The sequence below is a fragment of the Shewanella sp. SM21 genome, from assembly GCF_025654335.1.
Taxonomy (GTDB): Bacteria; Pseudomonadota; Gammaproteobacteria; order Enterobacterales; family Shewanellaceae; genus Shewanella; species Shewanella oncorhynchi.
This window is the reverse complement of sequence record NZ_JAKKRL010000002.1, coordinates 109,705-128,232: the sequence shown is the minus strand read 5'-3', so window position 1 is coordinate 128,232 and position 18,528 is coordinate 109,705. Positions and strand designations below refer to the sequence as shown.

Annotated in this window: 19 protein-coding genes; 7 read left to right on the top strand and 12 right to left on the bottom strand. The window is 43.0% G+C overall.

Annotated features, from left to right (window positions below; genetic code table 11):
• Positions 1-26: 26 nt before the first annotated feature.
• A complete protein-coding gene (locus tag L5L94_RS02640; RefSeq protein ID WP_028760089.1) occupies positions 27-1,574 on the top strand; it encodes a LysM peptidoglycan-binding domain-containing protein in 1,548 nt (515 codons plus the stop codon).
• Between the two features lie 123 nt (positions 1,575-1,697).
• Here the strand turns inward: L5L94_RS02640 and L5L94_RS02635 are convergent, their stop codons facing one another.
• Genes L5L94_RS02635 through L5L94_RS02625 form a run of 3 tightly spaced genes read right to left on the bottom strand, consistent with a single transcriptional unit; the run spans position 1,698 to position 4,696 of the window.
• Positions 1,698-2,318: a BsuPI-related putative proteinase inhibitor gene (locus tag L5L94_RS02635; RefSeq protein ID WP_263161005.1), complete on the bottom strand. Its 621-nt coding sequence runs from the start codon at positions 2,316-2,318 to the stop codon at positions 1,698-1,700.
• On the bottom strand, positions 2,318-4,144 hold the full coding sequence (locus L5L94_RS02630; protein ID WP_263161002.1) for an AsmA family protein: 1,827 nt from the start codon (positions 4,142-4,144) through the stop codon (positions 2,318-2,320). Before L5L94_RS02630 ends, L5L94_RS02635 begins: the two co-directional genes overlap by 1 nt.
• 57 nt (positions 4,145-4,201) lie before the next feature.
• The gene (locus L5L94_RS02625; protein WP_028760092.1) at positions 4,202-4,696 is read right to left on the bottom strand and encodes a putative 4-hydroxy-4-methyl-2-oxoglutarate aldolase; all 495 of its coding nucleotides are present in this window, start codon (positions 4,694-4,696) and stop codon (positions 4,202-4,204) included.
• A 220-nt stretch (positions 4,697-4,916) separates the two neighbouring features.
• On the opposite strand from L5L94_RS02625, the gene L5L94_RS02620 reads away from it, so the two are divergent.
• A complete protein-coding gene (locus tag L5L94_RS02620) occupies positions 4,917-5,237 on the top strand; it encodes a hypothetical protein (protein ID WP_028760093.1) in 321 nt (106 codons plus the stop codon).
• Positions 5,238-5,488: 251 nt separating this feature from the next.
• Here the strand turns inward: L5L94_RS02620 and L5L94_RS02615 are convergent, their stop codons facing one another.
• Entirely contained in the window at positions 5,489-7,261 is a 1,773-nt protein-coding gene (locus L5L94_RS02615; protein ID WP_263161001.1) for a DUF885 domain-containing protein, read from the bottom strand.
• A 310-nt stretch (positions 7,262-7,571) separates the two neighbouring features.
• Between L5L94_RS02615 and L5L94_RS02610 the strand changes: the two genes are divergently transcribed.
• The 3 genes from L5L94_RS02610 (at position 7,572) to L5L94_RS02600 (ending at position 11,119) form a co-directional block, all read left to right on the top strand.
• Positions 7,572-8,975, top strand: coding sequence for a DEAD/DEAH box helicase (locus tag L5L94_RS02610; protein ID WP_105252329.1), 1,404 nt, complete (start codon positions 7,572-7,574; stop codon positions 8,973-8,975).
• 61 nt (positions 8,976-9,036) lie between these two features.
• Complete coding sequence (locus L5L94_RS02605) at positions 9,037-9,537, top strand: peptidylprolyl isomerase (RefSeq protein ID WP_263138382.1); 501 nt, start codon at positions 9,037-9,039, stop codon at positions 9,535-9,537.
• Between the two features lie 691 nt (positions 9,538-10,228).
• A complete protein-coding gene (locus L5L94_RS02600) occupies positions 10,229-11,119 on the top strand; it encodes a DMT family transporter (protein ID WP_263161000.1) in 891 nt (296 codons plus the stop codon).
• A 524-nt stretch (positions 11,120-11,643) separates the two neighbouring features.
• Here the strand turns inward: L5L94_RS02600 and L5L94_RS02595 are convergent.
• On the bottom strand, positions 11,644-13,704 hold the full coding sequence (locus L5L94_RS02595) for a TonB-dependent receptor plug domain-containing protein (protein WP_263160999.1): 2,061 nt from the start codon (positions 13,702-13,704) through the stop codon (positions 11,644-11,646).
• A 77-nt stretch (positions 13,705-13,781) separates the two neighbouring features.
• Between L5L94_RS02595 and L5L94_RS02590 the strand changes: the two genes are divergently transcribed.
• On the top strand, positions 13,782-14,183 hold the full coding sequence (locus tag L5L94_RS02590; RefSeq protein ID WP_173245177.1) for a Cd(II)/Pb(II)-responsive transcriptional regulator: 402 nt from the start codon (positions 13,782-13,784) through the stop codon (positions 14,181-14,183).
• A gap of 196 nt (positions 14,184-14,379) precedes the next feature.
• On the opposite strand, the gene L5L94_RS02585 is transcribed toward L5L94_RS02590, so the two are convergent.
• From L5L94_RS02585 to radC, 6 genes are all read right to left on the bottom strand, one after another.
• A complete protein-coding gene (locus L5L94_RS02585; RefSeq protein ID WP_263160998.1) occupies positions 14,380-14,814 on the bottom strand; it encodes a hypothetical protein in 435 nt (144 codons plus the stop codon).
• A 47-nt stretch (positions 14,815-14,861) separates the two neighbouring features.
• Positions 14,862-15,398, bottom strand: a complete 537-nt coding sequence (locus tag L5L94_RS02580) for a hypothetical protein (protein ID WP_263160997.1) — start codon at positions 15,396-15,398, stop codon at positions 14,862-14,864.
• Positions 15,395-15,955 (bottom strand): recombinase family protein, encoded by a 561-nt coding sequence (locus tag L5L94_RS02575; RefSeq protein WP_263160996.1) that lies wholly within the window; start codon positions 15,953-15,955, stop codon positions 15,395-15,397. The genes L5L94_RS02580 and L5L94_RS02575 overlap by 4 nt, the downstream gene beginning before the upstream one ends.
• Before the next feature lie 137 nt (positions 15,956-16,092).
• Positions 16,093-16,281 (bottom strand): hypothetical protein, encoded by a 189-nt coding sequence (locus L5L94_RS02570; RefSeq protein WP_263160994.1) that lies wholly within the window; start codon positions 16,279-16,281, stop codon positions 16,093-16,095.
• Between the two features lie 50 nt (positions 16,282-16,331).
• On the bottom strand, positions 16,332-16,787 hold the full coding sequence (locus L5L94_RS02565) for a DUF2787 domain-containing protein (RefSeq protein ID WP_105252319.1): 456 nt from the start codon (positions 16,785-16,787) through the stop codon (positions 16,332-16,334).
• Entirely contained in the window at positions 16,784-17,266 is a 483-nt protein-coding gene (radC, locus tag L5L94_RS02560; protein WP_263160992.1) for a RadC family protein, read from the bottom strand. The genes L5L94_RS02565 and radC overlap by 4 nt, the downstream gene beginning before the upstream one ends.
• A 161-nt stretch (positions 17,267-17,427) precedes the next feature.
• On the opposite strand from radC, the gene L5L94_RS02555 reads away from it, so the two are divergent.
• Entirely contained in the window at positions 17,428-17,838 is a 411-nt protein-coding gene (locus L5L94_RS02555) for a hypothetical protein (protein WP_263160991.1), read from the top strand.
• 68 nt (positions 17,839-17,906) lie between these two features.
• Here the strand turns inward: L5L94_RS02555 and L5L94_RS02550 are convergent, their stop codons facing one another.
• Positions 17,907-18,491: a hypothetical protein gene (locus tag L5L94_RS02550; RefSeq protein WP_259482699.1), complete on the bottom strand. Its 585-nt coding sequence runs from the start codon at positions 18,489-18,491 to the stop codon at positions 17,907-17,909.
• Between the last annotated feature and the right edge of the window lie 37 nt (positions 18,492-18,528).

Sequence of the window (18,528 nt, the reverse complement as noted above, 5' to 3'; positions counted from 1 at the left end):
GCACTAACAGAGGACTACCGTTTTCAATGAGAGTATCACTTTATGTTGTTGTAGGGGGATTTGCCCTACTCACAGGCTGTCAAACATTAGACAACCATGGCGTTAACCAAACAGAAGTTGAAGCCGTCACAACCGAAAATACAGTCCCAGAATATTACCTCGCAACCGAGGCTCCATCGGCGCAAATTACCGATGTGTGGGAGCGAATTCGTCAAGGCATGCAGTTACCGGTTCCAGATCAAAAATTGGTGAATCAATACCGTGATTGGTACATCAAAAATCCACAGCATCTGGCGATCATCTCGGAACGTGCTGCACCTTATATGTACATGATTGTAGAAGAACTTGAAAAGCGTCATCTTCCTATTGAGATAGCTTTGTTACCCATAATTGAAAGCGCCTTTGATCCTTCCGCATCATCGACTGGCGCGGCATCGGGTCTGTGGCAATTTACCACACCTATGGCCAGTCATTTCGGTTTAGAAATGAACTGGTGGTATGACGGTCGCCGTGATGTCCCCGCATCAACGACTGCGGCGCTCGATATGCTGGAATACCTCTACGATAAAACCAATAACAATTGGCTTTATGCCATTGCTGCCTATAACTCGGGTGAATCACGGGTGCTCAATGCGATCAAACGTAACGAGAAAAAAGGCTTAAAAACGGATTTTTGGTCATTGGATTTGCCCAGAGAGACAGAACGCTATGTGCCGCAACTGCTCGCACTGGCAGAAGTCATTAAACACGCTGATGAATATGGCATATCTTTAGCGCCAATCGACAACAATCCCACTATTGAAGTGGTTGATATTGATAGCCAAATTGATTTAGCCATGGCGGCAGGTTTTGCCAATATGACCACGCTTGAGTTACAAAAACTCAACCCAGGTTATAACCGCTGGGCTACGTCGCCACTTGGTCCGCACACCTTAGTGCTACCAATTGATAAATCGGAAGAATTTAAAAAAGCGCTCGCAGAAACAGAAACCGAAGATAGGATCAGCTGGTTACGTTACACGATCAAATCTGGCGATAGCATTGGCAAGATTGCTACGCAGCACCATACGACCGTTGCCGCTATTCGCGCCGCCAACGGCATGAAAAGCAACACGATCGTCGCAGGCAAGCATTTGATTATTCCTGTCGATGCGCAAGACAAGCAACTTTATGCCCTGTCAACTAAGCAGCAATTGCCGAAAAAATCACATGCTGCAGTTGAATCAACAAAAATTGCTTATCAGGTTAAGTCAGGAGACACACTCTCAGAAATAGCCCAAGCCCATAAAGTGACGGTGAAACAACTCAGCACTTGGAACAAATTGGCTAAGAATAGCAAGCTACAAAACGGTCAGAAGTTAGTGATCTTAGCACCAAAGGAGCTTGAGCAAACCGCACAAATTCGTACTGTCAGTTACAAGGTAAAATCCGGTGATTCACTTGCCCGTATCGCCAATAAATTTAACGTAACTGTTGCCGAGCTACTCGAGTGGAATAGCCTAGCGCAATCACAGTATTTACAACCAGGCCAAGTGATCAAATTAGTGGTTGATGAAACTAAGTTGAGTGCGTAAGGACTACACTGGCACATAGTTCGAACGGATTAGTGCTATAAATCCTAAGCAAAATTGAGCCATAGATAACAAAAAGGCAGCAACCCTATCGGATTGCTGCCTTTTTCTATATGAGAGGCGACGTTATTCCATCGTCAGTAATAAGACAACAGGCGCCATAACAACGGCATCAGACTCTAATGCTTTAGCGGCAAAATGCGCTTCTAGGCGAGCACCATCTGCAGGTATTCCTGCAAATGCTTTGGGCGGAATACTAAATGAAGTCGTGATCACTTTCCCTGCAGCCAATTGGCTATCACGTAATGCTTGGGTAAACATCATATCATCCGACCAAGCCCACAGACGTTTTCCCTCCTGCGTTACCAACCACAAATCCGCCGTCATCCCAGAGTTATAACGTAGGCCGACAGCATAAGTTTGTGGATTTGTCACAGTCAATGTCGCCTTTACCGGCTGCTTAAAATCGATAAAAGGTTCTAAAGTTAATTCGCCGCGAAGCAGGCCTTGTGCCTTTTCTGCCATCACAGGTTCAGCCTTTAATGTCGGAGTGCTTTTAAGCCCAGAAACATCGAGCGCCAGATCGGCAGCGCGAATAATCTCAGGCTGAACGGCCGCGGCTGTTGTAGTCTCACCCTTGGTTGACTGACTCGTGTCAGCGGCTTCGGGCGCCGAGCACCCAACAAGTTGCCCGCCGACAAAAGCACTCGCGCAAACAAGTAATGCGTAACGCGTAGAAGCAACCATTAAAAACCGCCTAGTTTTTTCAATAAGGAGTCTTTTAATTTTTCCTTAGCTTTGTCGGTTTCTTCCTTAAGCTGATTATTCAGTAAGGCTTTAGTATCCAAAGCATATTCAGGTTTTTGGAAAGTGCCTGTAATCGCCAACGGAATATCAACTCCAGCCAGCGCATCTTTGTCGCTACCGCCCTGACCCTTCAATGAATTCACTAGGCTAGCGGTTAGTCTGTAGTCCAAGGCTTCAGTCAATAAATTTGCAGTGCCTTTACCATCCAAACGCAGTAAAGGCGAAGACAAGGCAAGATCTGGATTCGTGGCAACGCCATTATCCAACGAGAAATTGCCCGTCAGGCTCGAGAAGTCAGTTTTGCGCTCCGCCTTCGTTTCTGGCGATAAGTCACCCTTTAACTTAGCTTGGGCGCTGCGGATCATCTGTGGAATATTTACCCCGTACAGAGCACCGTCATTAATATCAAAATGACCATTCGCTAACAGGTTTTTCTTTAACTGCTCAGGGATCAAACTCTTACCTTTCCCCTTCACATCAAAGTTGGCTGTACCCGCCAGTAAATCCACATCCGCCGCATCTTTCAGCAAAGGACGAATTTGTACACCCGTCACTTTTTTATCGAATTGATAACTTGCCACTGCTTGACGAGCATCAACCTGAGCGCTCACCAGCAACTGACCTTGATATAAATCCGCATTCAATTTCGTCAGATCTAACACGCCATTTTTAATGCCCACATCCATTAACCAATTTTGAGTCGACAGATTCGCGACCTTAATAGACTTAACAGTCAACTTGAGTTTTACATCAAGCTGCTTAAGGGCTGAGAGATCAGGCTCAACTGCCTGAGAGTTTGCTGCTGGCGCTTGTTCAGCAGTGGCGGTGGCCTCTGTTTTAGGTAACAGTGTATCTAAATCAATATCGCCAACTTGAAAATCAGCATTAATTTGTGGAATTTTCGTACCATAATTAACACCCACTTTACCCGCAGCGGTAATGCTCGCCGCGGTAAGCTGCGCAATATCGACGGACAATTGCTGTTTATCAAGGGCGATTTGAGTTGCTAAGCTGACAGATGTTTCGAGTTTCTTGTTCGGAATACTCTCACCTTCCACCACAGTATCAATTTTCAGCCCATTGATAACGAGTTGTTTAAAGTCTCGACTGAGTTTTAGTTCACCTTTAGCTTCGCTACTTACCGTCATATCCGGCATAGTTGCACTGAATTCAAAGGCGATGGGCGCAAATTGTTCTAAAGCGAACTCACCTAGGGTGAAGCTACTTAAGGTAAAGACTTGTGTCTGCTTATTAGCTTCGTCAATCATATTAATTTGGGTATTGGTGATAGAAATGCCACCAATATTAATGTCGTTAAGTTTGGCATTCGATAAGGATCCGGCAGCAGCTGGAGACGCTGTTTTTGGGCTATTATCGCCGCTCAACCCATCGAAACTGCTAGTGCCATTTTTACGGGTGACTAAATTGATCGTTGCGCCATCGAGACTCAATTCTGCAATTTCAATTTTCTGACTAAACAACGGCATTAGCGCCACTTCAGCAACGGCTTTTTTGACTTCTAACATAGCCTTAGGCGTAAAGCCTTCAGGGTTAGATAAAGACACCCCTCCTAAATTAATCCCTATAACAGGGAAAAATGTCCAAGATAAATCGTCAGTAATGACTAATTCACGACCCGTTTGTTTTTTTACGGCATCGACTATTTCAGGTTTAAAATCATTAGGGTCGAAAAAGACGGTGAGATAAACGGTAACTAAAAGAATGAGCGTCACCATTAAGGCTAAGAGCCACTTAATGAATTTCATATAAATATCCTTATCAAAAACAACTTGAATTTATAGCAACTAATGCATTTAGAAATGTTAATTTAAAAATGCAAAGTTCAACATTTCATCACTTACTGCAATACCATTTTCATCAGCATAGAGCATCATACCAGGCTTAACCGTCACGCCCCCCATATCGACAGCCACATTAATTTGGCCTTGACCTAACTTTTCGGTTTTTATCGGCATAGCCCCTAAGGCAAAGACACCTAAGCTGAAAGTATTTAATCTCGCCACATCGCGAACACAACCATTAATCACTATCCCTTGCCAACCATTATCTAAGGCGCTCTGCGCTATGAGATCCCCTAACAATGCGCGGCGCAGAGAACCGCCCCCATCGACAACGAGCACTTTTCCATGCCCATCCTGTGCAAGTATCTCTTTTACCTTTGAATTATCCTCAAAGCACTTTACTGTGACTATCTCGCCCCAGAAGAGCCGTTTACCACCAAAGGGTTTAAATGCAAGGGGAAGTAACTGTAATTTAGACGGATAGTGGTCGAATAAATCTGGTAGTAGATCAAGCATTTGAATCTCCATGATAGTCTATAACTTTAGACTACTCATTATTGTAGACCCCGACAAGGTCAAAGCAAAAATCAGCGGAATTTTTTATTTCATTTTAACGTGCAAAGGCTTGGTGTATATTGGCATAAGCATTATAATCTGCGATAGTTAACGTCCTATGACACTCTTTAAAGTTTCATAAATTTGTTCCCACACCTCTTTGTTATAAAGCGAAAACCAAATGACAACTGATCTTGATTTACAGAGCGCAATCGCAGCTCTTGATGAGTATGGATATGATAAGAAAGTCTCAACGGATCTTGAGCAAGCACGTAACAAGCAACAAATGGGTAAATATATTAAATCTCTCGACTATAGTTTACGTCGATTATTGATATTACAAGAAACCGTTAATGAGTTAGTTGAAGAAAAGAAACATCAATTAGCTCAGCAAGAGAATATTCAAACCTACAAAACAAAAATCATTAACTTGTCTAGAGAATTTAACATTTCTTACGATGAAGTATTAGCGCTGATGGCATCATCTAAATCTAAGAAGTAAGTTTATCGCCATTGTGCTCTATCACCACGCAGTGAAATTGTTTGATTAACATCTGCATATGCCATATAACGAAATATATACTTTTTCGGTTATATGGCAGAATTTTTGGCTTTTCATTATTCGCACAGTGTTAACGATTTCATTTCATAAGTAACAATGCCAACTTATGTTAAGCTCACACTATACCTGTCTAGCTATTTGGCATAAAAAAGCAGAGCCTAAGCTCTGCTGATTTATATCAATATGCGAACTTATTTGCTCTGCATTAATTGGCGAATATATTTCACTGGTGCACTACCATAACTCAAGAATGTTTCGTGGAAAGTTTTAAGGTCAAAATCTTTACCTTGCGATTTTTTGTATTCTTCACGGAAATCATAGATTTCTCGATAACCTGAATAGTAACTCGTCAGTTGCACTTGACTAAGTGTCGCACGGCGCCACTTTCCTTCGGCTTCAGCTTGCTGTTGGAAGGCTTCATTCATCATCAGGGCAATAGCTTGGTCTTCGGTCATGCCTTTCACATGAATGCTATAATCCAAAATCGTGTTACATATAACACGTAAATTCCACTTGTAGTACATCAACCACATTTCAGGCTCAAAATTTCCATAGCCTTCTTCTAACATCATACGCTCGGTATAAACCGCCCAACCTTCAACCATAGCGCCATTGCCAAATAAACTTTTCACTAAACTCGGAGATTGATTAGAATAAACGAGTTGAGTGTAGTGCCCTGGGATGGCTTCATGAATATTGAGGATTTGCAGGATCCAGTGATTATATTCACGTAAGTAACTCTCGGCAGACTCATCACTCATGCCATCGAGCGGCGTCACGTTATAATAAGTATTACCTGACTTCTCATAGGGTCCAGGCGCACTAATTGATGCACCGGCATAACCACGCATATATTCGGGCGTTTCACGGACAACGAGTGGTTTTTTAGGATCTAATGTGACTAGTTTTTTCTTATTTACAAATTCAATCAGCTCTGGAATTTGCTTACGCACTTCATTCACGAATTCATCGCGCTGAACATGCTGAGTCGATAATTTATCGATTAATTGGCGAATGGCGAGCTTACTGTCAGCGGGCTTTGGCATAGTAAAATATTTAGGCCATAACTTATCGGTAATTTTAGCCATTTCTCCTTGAACACGCTCTTTATCGGCTACGGCTTTTTGATATAGCTGTTTCGCCGTCATCCCCGCTTGGATATCAAAGGCAAATTTTTGCTCATATAATGCCTCGCCAATTCTAAAACTACGTGCTCCATCTTTTTTAAGTTGAACCACTAATTTGTCTAACCAAGCGATATGGCCGTTAATCGCGGCAGTTGCTGCATCGAAACGCGTTTTAAATAACGCTTTTTCCGCATCAGTCAGACCAGAGTCGGCGACCTGTTTTAATAAGTCATCGGAAAAAACCGAAAATGCACCTTGATTCTGCAGCACTGCTAACTCAGAGTGCTCCAATGTTGGTTTGCTAATGTTCGCCTGCGCAGCAGCATAATAAGCTGGCACATTTTCTAAACGCGCTAATACCGAACGTAATCTGTCATCTAATGGAGCGAAATTTTCATTGATGATTTGGGCAAAACCGCCCGATACGTTGTAACTTGAAGGATCCCACTGCCAAGATTTAAAACTGTCAATTTCCCATGCCATACTACCGAGTAAATTGTCGATCAGATGGTAATCAATCAGTTCATTCGGCGTTAGCGACTTTTGCTCGAACTGAGTCAATTGCGCTTGCTGAGCTTTCACAAACGCTAAGGTCTTTGCTCGACCTGCTGCATCGGGGATTTCAAGGTAACCATCGTTAACATGCTTGCCACTGTATAAGGCCCAAGTCGGTGACAATTCCCACAATGAATCAATAAAGGATGCTGAAAATTGCTCAAATGAGTGGGCTTTAATTTCAGGTGCGACCACGGGCGCGATTTGACTCGTATGGGACTGACAACCAGCAAGGCTGGCCAGCGATAGCACTATCGCAAGGGAAATAGCGTTTTTTTTCATTATTATGGGTCCTTTGTTGAGATTTATCAGGCATACAAAAATTACCTCAGTTAATCATATTGCCCCAATAATTGCAGCTATGTTAGCCATGAATACATGTGTGGTTACAAAATTGTAAGTTCTCAATATATTGCCGCCTATCATTCGCCTATTCGACGTTTAAGCCCCTCTTTACCAAACACACACAAATAATGATAATCGCCTATTCTGTTTCACCTCCTGCTATAATATCGCCCTGCTCCACTGTTCATGCTTTAGCGTAACAGTTTGCTTATACATTATTGACCTGACCCTTTACCTGAGACATTCAATGCCATTTTCCAAACTTGGATTAAGCGATCCGATTTTAAGAGCCATTACTGAGCTCGGCTATTCACAACCTACTCCGATCCAAGAAAAAGCCATTCCGGTGATCTTGAAAGGCAAAAACCTGCTTGCTGGCGCGCAAACAGGTACAGGTAAAACCGCCAGTTTTGTGTTGCCTATACTGCAAATGTTCGCCGAGATGCCGAAAATCCGTGCTAAACGCGTTCGTGCATTAATCTTAACACCAACCCGCGAATTGGCCGTTCAGGTAGAAGACAATATTGCCAAGTACGCAAAATACCTGCCGCTGACGTCTATGGCCATGTATGGTGGCGTGGATTCCGCACCGCAGAAACAACGTCTTATTGAAGGCGTCGATATTCTGGTGGCAACACCCGGTAGATTGCTCGATATGTACACCCAAAGAGCGATTCATTTCGATGAAATCTCGGTATTAGTCCTAGATGAAGCCGATAGAATGCTCGATATGGGATTTATCGAAGACATCAATAAGATCATCGAACGTCTGCCAACAGAACGCCAAAATCTGTTGTTTTCGGCAACCTTATCTAAGCAAGTGCGCTTTTTAGCGAAAACAGCGGTTGAAAACCCAGTCGAAATTGAAATTGCCCGCGACAGCGCAAACGCACCGCAAATCGACCAATGGTTGATCACTGTCGATAAAGATAAAAAGTCGGCACTGTTAAGCAAACTCATCACTGAGCAAGCGTGGGAACAGGCACTGATCTTTATCCAGACGAAACAAGGCGCCGCCAAACTGGTTAGTCAACTCGAAAAACGTGGCATTGCCGCCGAAGCCATTCACAGCGGTCGCAGCCAAGCGGTACGCGAGCAATTATTAGTGGATTTTAAATCTGGCAAACTACGCTTTTTAGTCGCGACTGGCGTTGCTTCCCGCGGTATCGATATCGACGCCCTCACCCGTGTGGTCAATTATGATTTGCCCGATGAAGCCGATGATTATATTCACCGTATCGGCCGAACCGGTCGTGCTGGCGCCTGCGGCGAAGCCATTTCCTTTGTTTCTAAAGATGATTTTAGGAATCTATGTGCTATCGAGCGCCGTCTAGGTCACCTCATAGTGCGTAAAGAAATTGAAGGCTTTGTGCCGAACAAAGAAGTGCCTGTGTCTATTCTCGATTTTGTGCCCAAAAATACTACGCCAAAAACCTTTAAAGCTCGGGCACCTGAGGCCAGATCCTCGCGCCCCGCGAAAGAAGGCTCCTTTGAAACCGCCCATGCGAAAAAGCATCGCAGCGCGAAATCAAAGCCAGAGGTTAAAGCCAATGTAACACGGCCGCAATCTATTCAGACTGACAACGGTAACGAGACAACAGGTCGCAGCGCGCCCTTTAATCCGTGGAATAGCGGCCCTAAAACCAAGTAATGACTCAGTACAAGTCGTGACTTATTAGATATAAAAACTCATTAAGATAGAAGATATTAGCATGATTACATTTAGCACCAATCTAGGCGACATCACTATAGAACTCGATTTTGAACATGCGCCTGTCAGTTCAAAAAACTTTGTCCGCTATTGTGAAGAAGGCTTCTTTGAACACACGATTTTTCACCGAGTGATCAAAGGCTTTATGATCCAAGGCGGCGGGTTTACCGCAAAAATGAAGGAAAAACCGACCCACGAGCCTATTGTTAACGAAGCCAACAAAGGCCTAAGTAACACCATAGGCACAATCGCTATGGCTCGCACCGATGCGCCTCACTCGGCCACCGCGCAATTCTTCATCAACACAGCCAATAATGACTTTTTAGACCATACTGCCACCACCAATAACGGTTGGGGCTACGCGGTATTTGGTAAGGTTACGGCGGGAATGGACATTATCCAGCAGATTGAGAAAGTCAAAACCTCCACGGTCGCTGGCCACGAAGACGTGCCCCGTGAACCTATCGTCATCGAGAAAGTAACGATTAATATCCAAAGTTAATTTTTAAAACAATAAGACTTTTTCGTTAATATGATTAATCGCTCAGTTTTAGTTAAGCGATTAATCATTTCCCCAAAGTTATTTAGTTAACTTTTCAGTACCATTCAACGCAATTTCATTTGATATAAACCTAAAAACACTAAATCCCCAATACAAAATCACTTAGTGTAAAATAAACTGATGGATTATTTAATCGTTCCCATTATTGACTTAAGACTACTAAATATAAAATTAACCTCACAATATAGGCTTCTTTCAAACAATATAGACCTCTTTCAAACAATGTTATTCATCATAAAAGCTGAAAAACAGCAGCACATACCTGACATCAATATCTTAGACTAGCCGCACAAGTTGATAATATTAAAACAATACACCAACCATAATCCTTATGGTAAAAAGAGGCTTAACTTGCCATCTGATATAGATAAAAAAACCATTTCTGTATCTATTATCGTTTCTTGCTAATGCTTATTATCCCTATTTATTTTTAAGCCAGAATCATTGTTAACTTAAGCTACGAACCCTATTCAGATAAGCAGAGAAAGCTTGCTATAGTGATCAGAAAATGATGTTTCTATTGGATTCTAATAAGCTATATCGTAACTTCTGTGCCTTTGTTGATGAAACCAGAACTCTCATGACAAAACTTTTGACTAGAGATAGCGTCTAAGCATTTAGGGAATTTATTTTGAATAATAGAAAAGGTAGTCTGTTTATGGTTGCTGCGATGGCAGCATTTTCTATTGAAGACATGCTGATCAAATCCGCAGCAGAAACCACCTCTATCGGCCTCATTTTAGCGCTATTTGGCCTAGGTGGAATGTTGATTTTTATACTGTTAACCTGGCGAAAGGGTGAAACTGTGCTTCATCCTGCAGTCTTGTCTACCCCCATATTAGTACGTGCACTATGTGAAATCGTCGGCCGATTCTGTTTTGCTTTAGCCATCACGTTAACGCCACTCTCAAGTGCATCCGCTATTTTGCAAGCCACACCTTTAATCGCCATGCTTGGCGCGGCATTGTTGTTCGGTGAACAAGTGGGTCATAAGAGATGGCTTGCAGTATTGATTGGTTTTATGGGCGTGCTGATGATTATTCGTCCAGGACTTGATGGTTTTGAGGTCACATCTTTATTCGCCGTTATCGCTACCTTAGGTTTTGCAGGACGCGATTTAGCAACACGCGCAGCCTCTCCCGTGTTATCTAATATGCAGCTTGGAGTATATGGTTTTTTTGTGTTGATTCCTACAGGCTTAGCGATACTGATTTACCAAAATGAAGCAATACAGTTTAGTGCTACCGCAGCAATACAAATAATTGGAGCAATCGTCTTTGGTGTAGTTGCCTATAATGCGCTGACAATCGCTATGCGCACTGGAGATGTATCGGTAGTAAGCCCCTTTCGTTATACACGTTTACTCTTTGCCTTAGCTTTAGGAATATTTATATTTGGAGAATCCCCAGATTTGCTGACTATTCTGGGAAGCCTACTCATAGTATTAAGTGGCGGCTATACCTTAGTTCAAGCGCGTAAAAGAATGACAATGAATAACATAGCTAATGTGGCAAAAACCTAAGGACTCACTAAGAATGGCTAATCGAGTGTCAGAAATGCTTGGTTTTACCAAGGACACGGAAGGAGAACAAAACGGCGATTTTGCCCAGATGCAACAAAGGGAACCAGTAAGATACTGATTACCTTTGCTTTAATTTGGCGAGAGAGGGAGTCGAACCCTCGAATCACACGCTTCTCTAACAAACCCTATAAAATCATAGTGTTGTGCACCTTGATTTTTTCAGATTGTACCAGCTTTTTGTACCACTTTAAATACTAGAGGAGCAGACTTTTCAAGTCGACTCCTTCAAAAACAATACTGATTACTACATCTGATGTTACCTGAAATCAAGTATTAAATATCGTATATAACTCAACTCGCGTCGGGACATAGGTTAAGCCCGAAAGCCAATACAATCTTGAGTGAAGAAGTCCCATCGAAAAAATAGTACTGTAAGTTTGAGCATGTAGTGACTTGATATAAGTAACTACAAGTTCATCCCTAGGTTTACTCCGAATATCAGCAAGCAAACCTAGGCATACAGTTTATCCAAATTTTATCCTGACTCCTGCATTAGCAATAAACCCATCATTTCGAGACCAGATATCGGTAGTCCATTGTCCTGCTGGACTCCTTTCAGGCAACAGCAACGGATGGGTATCGCTCTGTTTGATATTCAGCAGGTTTTCCAGATTGATGAACCAACTGTAGCGGCCAAATGTCATTTCTCCCATTAGGCCTAAGTGCCAGTAGGGTTCCGATTCGAATAGATAAGGATTGTCATTTAGACGTTGAATGCCAGTGTAATAGGCCTCAAATCCTGCTCTAAAGTTTCCGTGTTGTTCCCACATCGCGACAAATCCAGCGGAATGCTTAGGCGTTAACGCAATAGCTCGACGTGCTGTGTTATCTTGACTGGATTCAGTAGCGTCAAGATATAGATAACTCGCCGTCAGCTTAAGGTCGCCAAGATAGTAACGCAGTAGCATTTCAGAACCGCGAATACGGCTTTCGCCCTCTGCGTTGACTAAACGGACTCGGTTAGGAGTCTCATTATTTCCCACAGTGAATTCTTCAAGTTCGGTGACATTGCTAATATCTGAACCGAACAAGGTTAAACTCGTCTCTAAATCGTCGAAGCGGTAAGTAAAATCCAGTGAAGCTGTTTTGGCGGTTTCTGCTTTGAGCTCCCCTAGAGGCTCAAGTCTTGATAACCCTGCCGCTTCAATTTCTTCCACAAATGGGGTTGGAGCATAATAACCTCGGCCATATGAGCCTCGTACAGTAAAATCATCAGCTCGATACAAGAGCGAGAACCGTGGGCTAAGCTCACTACCGTACTGGCTATGGTCATCCATACGAGCACTGACAGAGGCAATTAAGTCTTCGGTCAAGTTATAGTCGACAAGGGCAAAGAGTCCCGGCACATCGAAGGAATAATCAAATTCAGAATAATTATCTGAACTGTAGGTTTCTGATTGATACGCTGCACCAATGACCCAATCCAAACGATCAAGGTATCCAGATAGACTCGCTTCCATCAGGTAATTACCATGCCTGTCATTGTCGTTATCAACGCCATAGCCATGGAAGTGTTCTTGCACCATGGCGGAAGCTCGGGTGCTAAAGGTCAAAGTATCGGCCACGGGGCGATTGTAGACTATGCCACCATCCATCCGCTCAGAGTTCTGAGTTTCAACAAAGGGATTGCCGTCTGCAACAGTATACCCGTTTAGTGTCCCACCTCGACGGTTCTCTGTCATATAGCCCGCTGTAAGATAAAGATTGTCACCGTTTTCACCCTCGATGAATAATCTTGGTCTCAAGGTATAACGTTCATACTCTGGAAGATCTGCCCAACCATCATCATCTATGTCTTCGATACTTTGATAATGAGCTCCCGTGGTAATTGAGCCTTTGATGTTCTCACTAAGTGGAGACTCTGCGTAACCAGTAAAATCTTGGCCATTTTTAGATGTCAGATTTAAAAGTGTCTCGCCAGCAAATTCATCTCCTGGTCTTCTAGAAACCAAATTAATAACCCCCCCTAAGGCTGAGCCACCATAAAGGGATGAAGCAGAGCCCTTAATAACCTCGACTTGGCCTAAATCCGTAGGAGGTATTTGAAGTAAACCGAGTGATGAGGCTTGATTCCCGTACAGAGGTAAGCCATCAGCTAATAGTTGAGTATAACGCCCATATAAGCCCTGTAATCTTATATTAGCACTACCAAGAGCTGGAGACGTCGTTTGCACTCTAACCCCACCTGTTTCAGCCAATAGCATAGAAATATTGCCCGGACGCATAGCGGCTTTTTCTTCAATTTCTTCACTAGTGACAACTTCGATTCTTATTGGCTGGTCGTCAACAATCCTTCCAAGACGAGTAGATTGAACCAAAATACGCTCCATACCTTCGTCATGTTCATCTGTGTGTTCATCACTCTGTGGCTCATGGGTATCATCATGTTCATGCAGATTAGTTGTCTCATCTTCAGTTTGAGAGACGTCTGTGTGCAGATTGTTTTTTGTATTGGCCTGTACTTCATAGGTTGCAGTGGTGCCCATGGTTAATATAACGAGGGCTAAAGGCGATAAGAAATGCATTTGTCAATCCTATAGCGTTGAATGTTGAGTAAGTGATACGATGCAAGGCTAAAGGTTACAGTAACTGGAGGGTCAAGTTGAAAATCAGTGAACTGGCATTAGCTTCACAAATACCCGTAAAAACAATTCGCTTTTATGAGCAGGAAGGATTGCTCCCCGCCCCTAAGAGGATGGCAAATGGTTACCGCTACTACTCTCAGAATGATGTAGAGACACTGATTTTTATCCGTCGCTGTCGAGCACTAAATATTGCTCTGAGTGACATTCGTCGGTTGGTTGAAGTGCAACAACATCCTCATCATTCCTGCGCCGTGGTAGATGAAATCATTGCCGAGCAACTCGAGCACATACGTCAAACTCAACGGGAGTTAGCGAAGCTAGAAACATCTCTCTCATCCTTAGTCTCCTGTGATAATCACCAAGTCAGCGACTGCTGCATCCTAAAGCGACTCAAAGATGAGGACTGCCACGGTAATTAGGCTTTTCACATAAAACTTGGAATAGAGGTATTCTTCTGCCAGTGTAGATGGCCGGAAATTTTTTCATGGTTAACTCTAATGACTCAATTCTTCGTTTGCTCTATTCCCGATTATGCCGGCAGACGTAATCGATTTAAGTAGAAAAAAACATCAGCATCTGTTGGGTGCATAGGCATCATAATGCTTACGTTACATACTAGGGGTACTGCCCTGTTATGATATAGACAGCAGACCTATAAGTTGGATCTGCTGAAACCTCTTTATGAACAATATCTCTATCTCTGCTGTCACACACTGCTTTACTAATTAAATGCTCAGCTAATACCTCACTGCTACTATGAAGAGAAGCAAATATTTCCTTAATTTGCGGTAAGGTTTTTCCTGTATATTGCAGTTGACGGATTGCATCGCCCCCCCAGTACCCCCCCTGATATTTCAAAATACTCTCAATGAGCTCCCAATCTTCCTGTAACTCAGTTGGTGCCTTAGCCTTGCAAAATGTAGCAACCTGTTCCCACATATAAATCTGTTGATATCGCTTCACGACATCATCAATTGAAGCCGAGACTTGTATTGATAATGTTGTCCCTATAAAGGCAATGAGCAAAGCTAAGATACTTGATTTACGCATATTTCCTCCAAAAAAAAGCCATCAATAGAATCTGATGGCCTTGTCGATTAGTTACTCAAAGAGTTGTTATCTGATTGTTTGGCTGGTAACTGCTCTTGTTCTTCAGCCATCCATTCCAGCCTCAACCGCAGTTGCCAGATGGCAATCCCAGTCAGAAAACAGAGTAATAAACCTGTCACTCCGGCTCCTGAAGTGGCAATCTTGAAGACATTGCCATCGTGATAACTAAGCACTGAAAGTATAAGAGTAATACCGTAGGTAAACAGATATGCAGCTCCACCTATCCAAGTTTGGAGATATAGCTTTTTCTGTCGATAGCCAATCTCCTGACCAGAGGGTTCATTATTTACGTCTTTCTTCAACCAATCTAACTGCTCAGAGAGATACCACATCCCGATATAACCCACTCCCATAGCTATAACAGAGATGTTACCTTGGAATGTGATTGACATTCTGAGGATGAAATAATCCAGTGAACCACCAATCGAATCCTCAAGGGCAACCAGAGATAAGGCACTCAATATTGTTAGTGCAATCAATATAACGAAGTACATCTCAAAGCGGTTTTTCTGCTTTTTATTCATAACTTATCCTTAGATGTTAATTTCTTTGCTATCCGCTGGACGCTTGATAAGCTGATATTTAGCCTTTTTGCGACCTCCGGTTTAGATATCCCCTCTGCAAGCATTGGAGCGGCTTCTTTCGCCTTAGTGATTGCCGTGGGTTTACGTCCTTTATACTTCCCCCGCAGTTTTGCGAGAGCGATTCCTTCAGCCTGTCTTTCTAACATCAGCTCTCTTTCAAAGGTTGCGATAGCTCCAACCATAGTCAGCATGAGTTTGCCTGTCGGGGTTGCGGTATTAATCCCGAGGTTTTGAATTTGCAGTGACACCTTTTTGCGTTCCAAAAATTCCGCAATTTCCAGCAGGTGACGAGTGTTACGAGCAAGTCTGTCGAGCTTAGTGACAATCACAATGTCACCCTCCCTGACAAACTCAAGCATGAGTTGCAGTTGTGGACGGTCATCCTTTGCACCACTTACCTTTTCTTGAAACACCTTGTCGCAGTTTGCTAATGCTTTCAGTTGGGCATCGAGACTTTGTCCCGTGGTCGATACACGGGCATATCCGATTTCTGCCATGAACGACTCCTGTTCAATAGGGCAAGGTATACTGACCAAGCCCTTCAAAAGGTCCAAAACAACCCATGTGACACGGTTATTGATGTGTTTACGACCGTGTCACATGGCCTTGGTTTATTGGTTATGAAAACAATGTGTTATTCAGATTTTTGATCTTCATCAACATCAATGTTTGCCCAAGGTTCTTCATCTGAAAGATAACGCTCAGCGAAGGCTTGGATGAGGATCGGCACTATGGTCAGCAGTGCAGCTTTAGCGACCTTTTTTAGTAACTCGTTAATGATGTTTCTCCTTCCTGATTGTCGTTCAGGCAGCCGAATGCCCACCACATGAACCCATGTAGTGAAACGCTGGCCGCCTTAATGGTGTTTGCGGGTTAATCCCAGTTGATGGTTATTTGGTAGAGATCATCTACCAGATAGCTTCTGAAGTTGGCTTCCCATAGCCGGTATAGGCCGCTGAAGTGGCTTAACGGATGATGACCAACATAAGCCTGATACCCTGAAGCCTCTGCAAAGTTGAAGTCGATGTCCTTCTCTAATTCTGGGTAGTAACGTCCCTGATAGGCAAAGTCAGTGATATAGCAGAATTGCCACATGCTGGTGGTTGATGAATATTCCAAACGGATTTCGACCGGATGAAAGCCACCAGACTCAGCAGAATAGCTAGGATCACGGAAGTTAATCGTAACGGCTTTACTATTGATTGGTTTGTTAGCATCCACCAGCAATCGTTTGAGGATCTGGGCCAAACTAAGCGTGATAGGTAGTAGTTTCCTTCCTGACTGAAGGTCAATCTGAATAGGCTGTTCAGTTGCCGTTGGCGTATTCATAACCATCCCCTTTCAGCAAACGAAACGACATCTTGATGACCAACAACAAAATGGTCTAACGCTGATACATCAATAGTTGCCAAGGCTGTCTTTAAACGCTCTGTAATGCGTTTATCGGCCTCTGAGGGTTCAGGCATGCCTGAGGGATGGTTGTGGGCGAATATCACGGCAGCGGCGTTTCTATGCAGAACTATTTTTATCACCTCACGAGGATATACTGAGGCGGCATCTATCGTGCCGAAAAAGAGTTCTTCACAACTAATCAAACGGTGCTGGCTATCCAGTAGCAATACCGCAAATACCTCCCGCTCGTATCCAGCCATTTTCAGTCGAAGATAGTCTTTTACCAGTTGTGGAGAGGTGAATGCCTGCGGATTAGCTTGCAGGGTGTAGCGACTCTCCAAGATAGCAATGGCTTCCCTGATAACTGAGTCTGAAGAGTCGAGTTGATTACAATGGGTTAATGTTGAAATAGGCATATATGTTTCCTGTGCAGTTGATTTACATCAAGTTTCTTATGCCTTAATTCGTGATAAAAAATGACGGTATAAGTCAGTTGGCACCATCACCCAACGCTTAAAATAGAAATATAGGGGGTGACAAATACTGCCCCATTGAAAGTTCAATCGGAGAAAAAATCATGTACGACGAATTAGTCTTAACCTACCCCCTTTTGCTTGTTGAAGGTCGATTTACGCCAGAAACAAGAGATCATCAGATTAACGAAGCCATCAAAAACAATAGCCTCTTCTTTACAGTCGAGATTGTCCCTGATAAACGAGGTACAGATCAGAAGATGATGCACCTTCAAGGAGAGGTGGCAATGGGTGCAGGGAGCTTTAGAGATCAAGATGCTATTAAAGCATTTCTCATTGAGAAAGGTTTTACCCCTGAGACTATCTCAATCACAAGGGATGGTAATCTATACGCGACTCATCCTAGAGAACATCTACCATATATGCACTGGATAGTCAGGCAGCTAGTCCATTTTCAGGCTTTTGGGGAATGGCTTAGCGTTAACTATTGGTATGGTGATTATCCAGACAGATAATGTGATACGAACCTTAGACAGACTCACCCACAAAGGTTGAAGGTGAGTCTCTAAAACCGCATTCTGAATCACTTCTTTTTACCAAGACTTGGTAAGCCACCAGAACAAACCAATCTATTCCCGCCTCTATACTGATCCATTAAATCTGAACTTGAGTTATAGGCTTTGACACCCAATTGACGATTTAGATCAGTGAGGGCTTTTGCCCTTGATTTTGCTTTCTGTTTCTTCTGAAGTTGTTTTTGAAGATGTTCTAAGGCATGGCTAATGAGAACTAACCTTTTCAGCTGTAATTCTTTTTCGACTTCTGTTTTCTTGGTCTTTATTATCGTAGTGAGCCTGACTTGTTCATCAACTAAATATGATAGCGGTTTCTTTAACAACTCATGATATGACTTACTATGCTGACTTAGCACTGGTTGTTTTTTAGCCCAAGCGATCAAGTTATCATCAGGTGATATTTTGTTAGGATTTTTTTTCTGTTGTTTTACTGAAATAGGCTCGGTTCCATTAGAAAATACTGGTGAAGTTTGGGTGATAACTGAAGTTGTAGGCGATACCAGCACGGACCAATGATGAACATTTACTAGGTGTTTCCACAAGTTATTCTTGGCGATTGCTTCGTTACAAATTGCACACTTCAGTTTTTCCACGATATAGCTCCCAGTCTTCTATAAAGCACTCTTATTA

Coding starts and splice junctions, on each gene's coding strand:
- L5L94_RS02640 (WP_028760089.1), top strand. CDS start 27: ATGAGAGTATCACTTTATGTTGTTGTAGGGGGATTTGCCCTACTCACA.
- L5L94_RS02635 (WP_263161005.1), bottom strand. CDS start 2,318: ATGGTTGCTTCTACGCGTTACGCATTACTTGTTTGCGCGAGTGCTTTT.
- L5L94_RS02630 (WP_263161002.1), bottom strand. CDS start 4,144: ATGAAATTCATTAAGTGGCTCTTAGCCTTAATGGTGACGCTCATTCTT.
- L5L94_RS02625 (WP_028760092.1), bottom strand. CDS start 4,696: ATGCTTGATCTACTACCAGATTTATTCGACCACTATCCGTCTAAATTA.
- L5L94_RS02620 (WP_028760093.1), top strand. CDS start 4,917: ATGACAACTGATCTTGATTTACAGAGCGCAATCGCAGCTCTTGATGAG.
- L5L94_RS02615 (WP_263161001.1), bottom strand. CDS start 7,261: ATGAAAAAAAACGCTATTTCCCTTGCGATAGTGCTATCGCTGGCCAGC.
- L5L94_RS02610 (WP_105252329.1), top strand. CDS start 7,572: ATGCCATTTTCCAAACTTGGATTAAGCGATCCGATTTTAAGAGCCATT.
- L5L94_RS02605 (WP_263138382.1), top strand. CDS start 9,037: ATGATTACATTTAGCACCAATCTAGGCGACATCACTATAGAACTCGAT.
- L5L94_RS02595 (WP_263160999.1), bottom strand. CDS start 13,704: ATGCATTTCTTATCGCCTTTAGCCCTCGTTATATTAACCATGGGCACC.
- L5L94_RS02585 (WP_263160998.1), bottom strand. CDS start 14,814: ATGCGTAAATCAAGTATCTTAGCTTTGCTCATTGCCTTTATAGGGACA.
- L5L94_RS02580 (WP_263160997.1), bottom strand. CDS start 15,398: ATGAATAAAAAGCAGAAAAACCGCTTTGAGATGTACTTCGTTATATTG.
- L5L94_RS02575 (WP_263160996.1), bottom strand. CDS start 15,955: ATGGCAGAAATCGGATATGCCCGTGTATCGACCACGGGACAAAGTCTC.
- L5L94_RS02565 (WP_105252319.1), bottom strand. CDS start 16,787: ATGAATACGCCAACGGCAACTGAACAGCCTATTCAGATTGACCTTCAG.
- radC (WP_263160992.1), bottom strand. CDS start 17,266: ATGCCTATTTCAACATTAACCCATTGTAATCAACTCGACTCTTCAGAC.
- L5L94_RS02555 (WP_263160991.1), top strand. CDS start 17,428: ATGTACGACGAATTAGTCTTAACCTACCCCCTTTTGCTTGTTGAAGGT.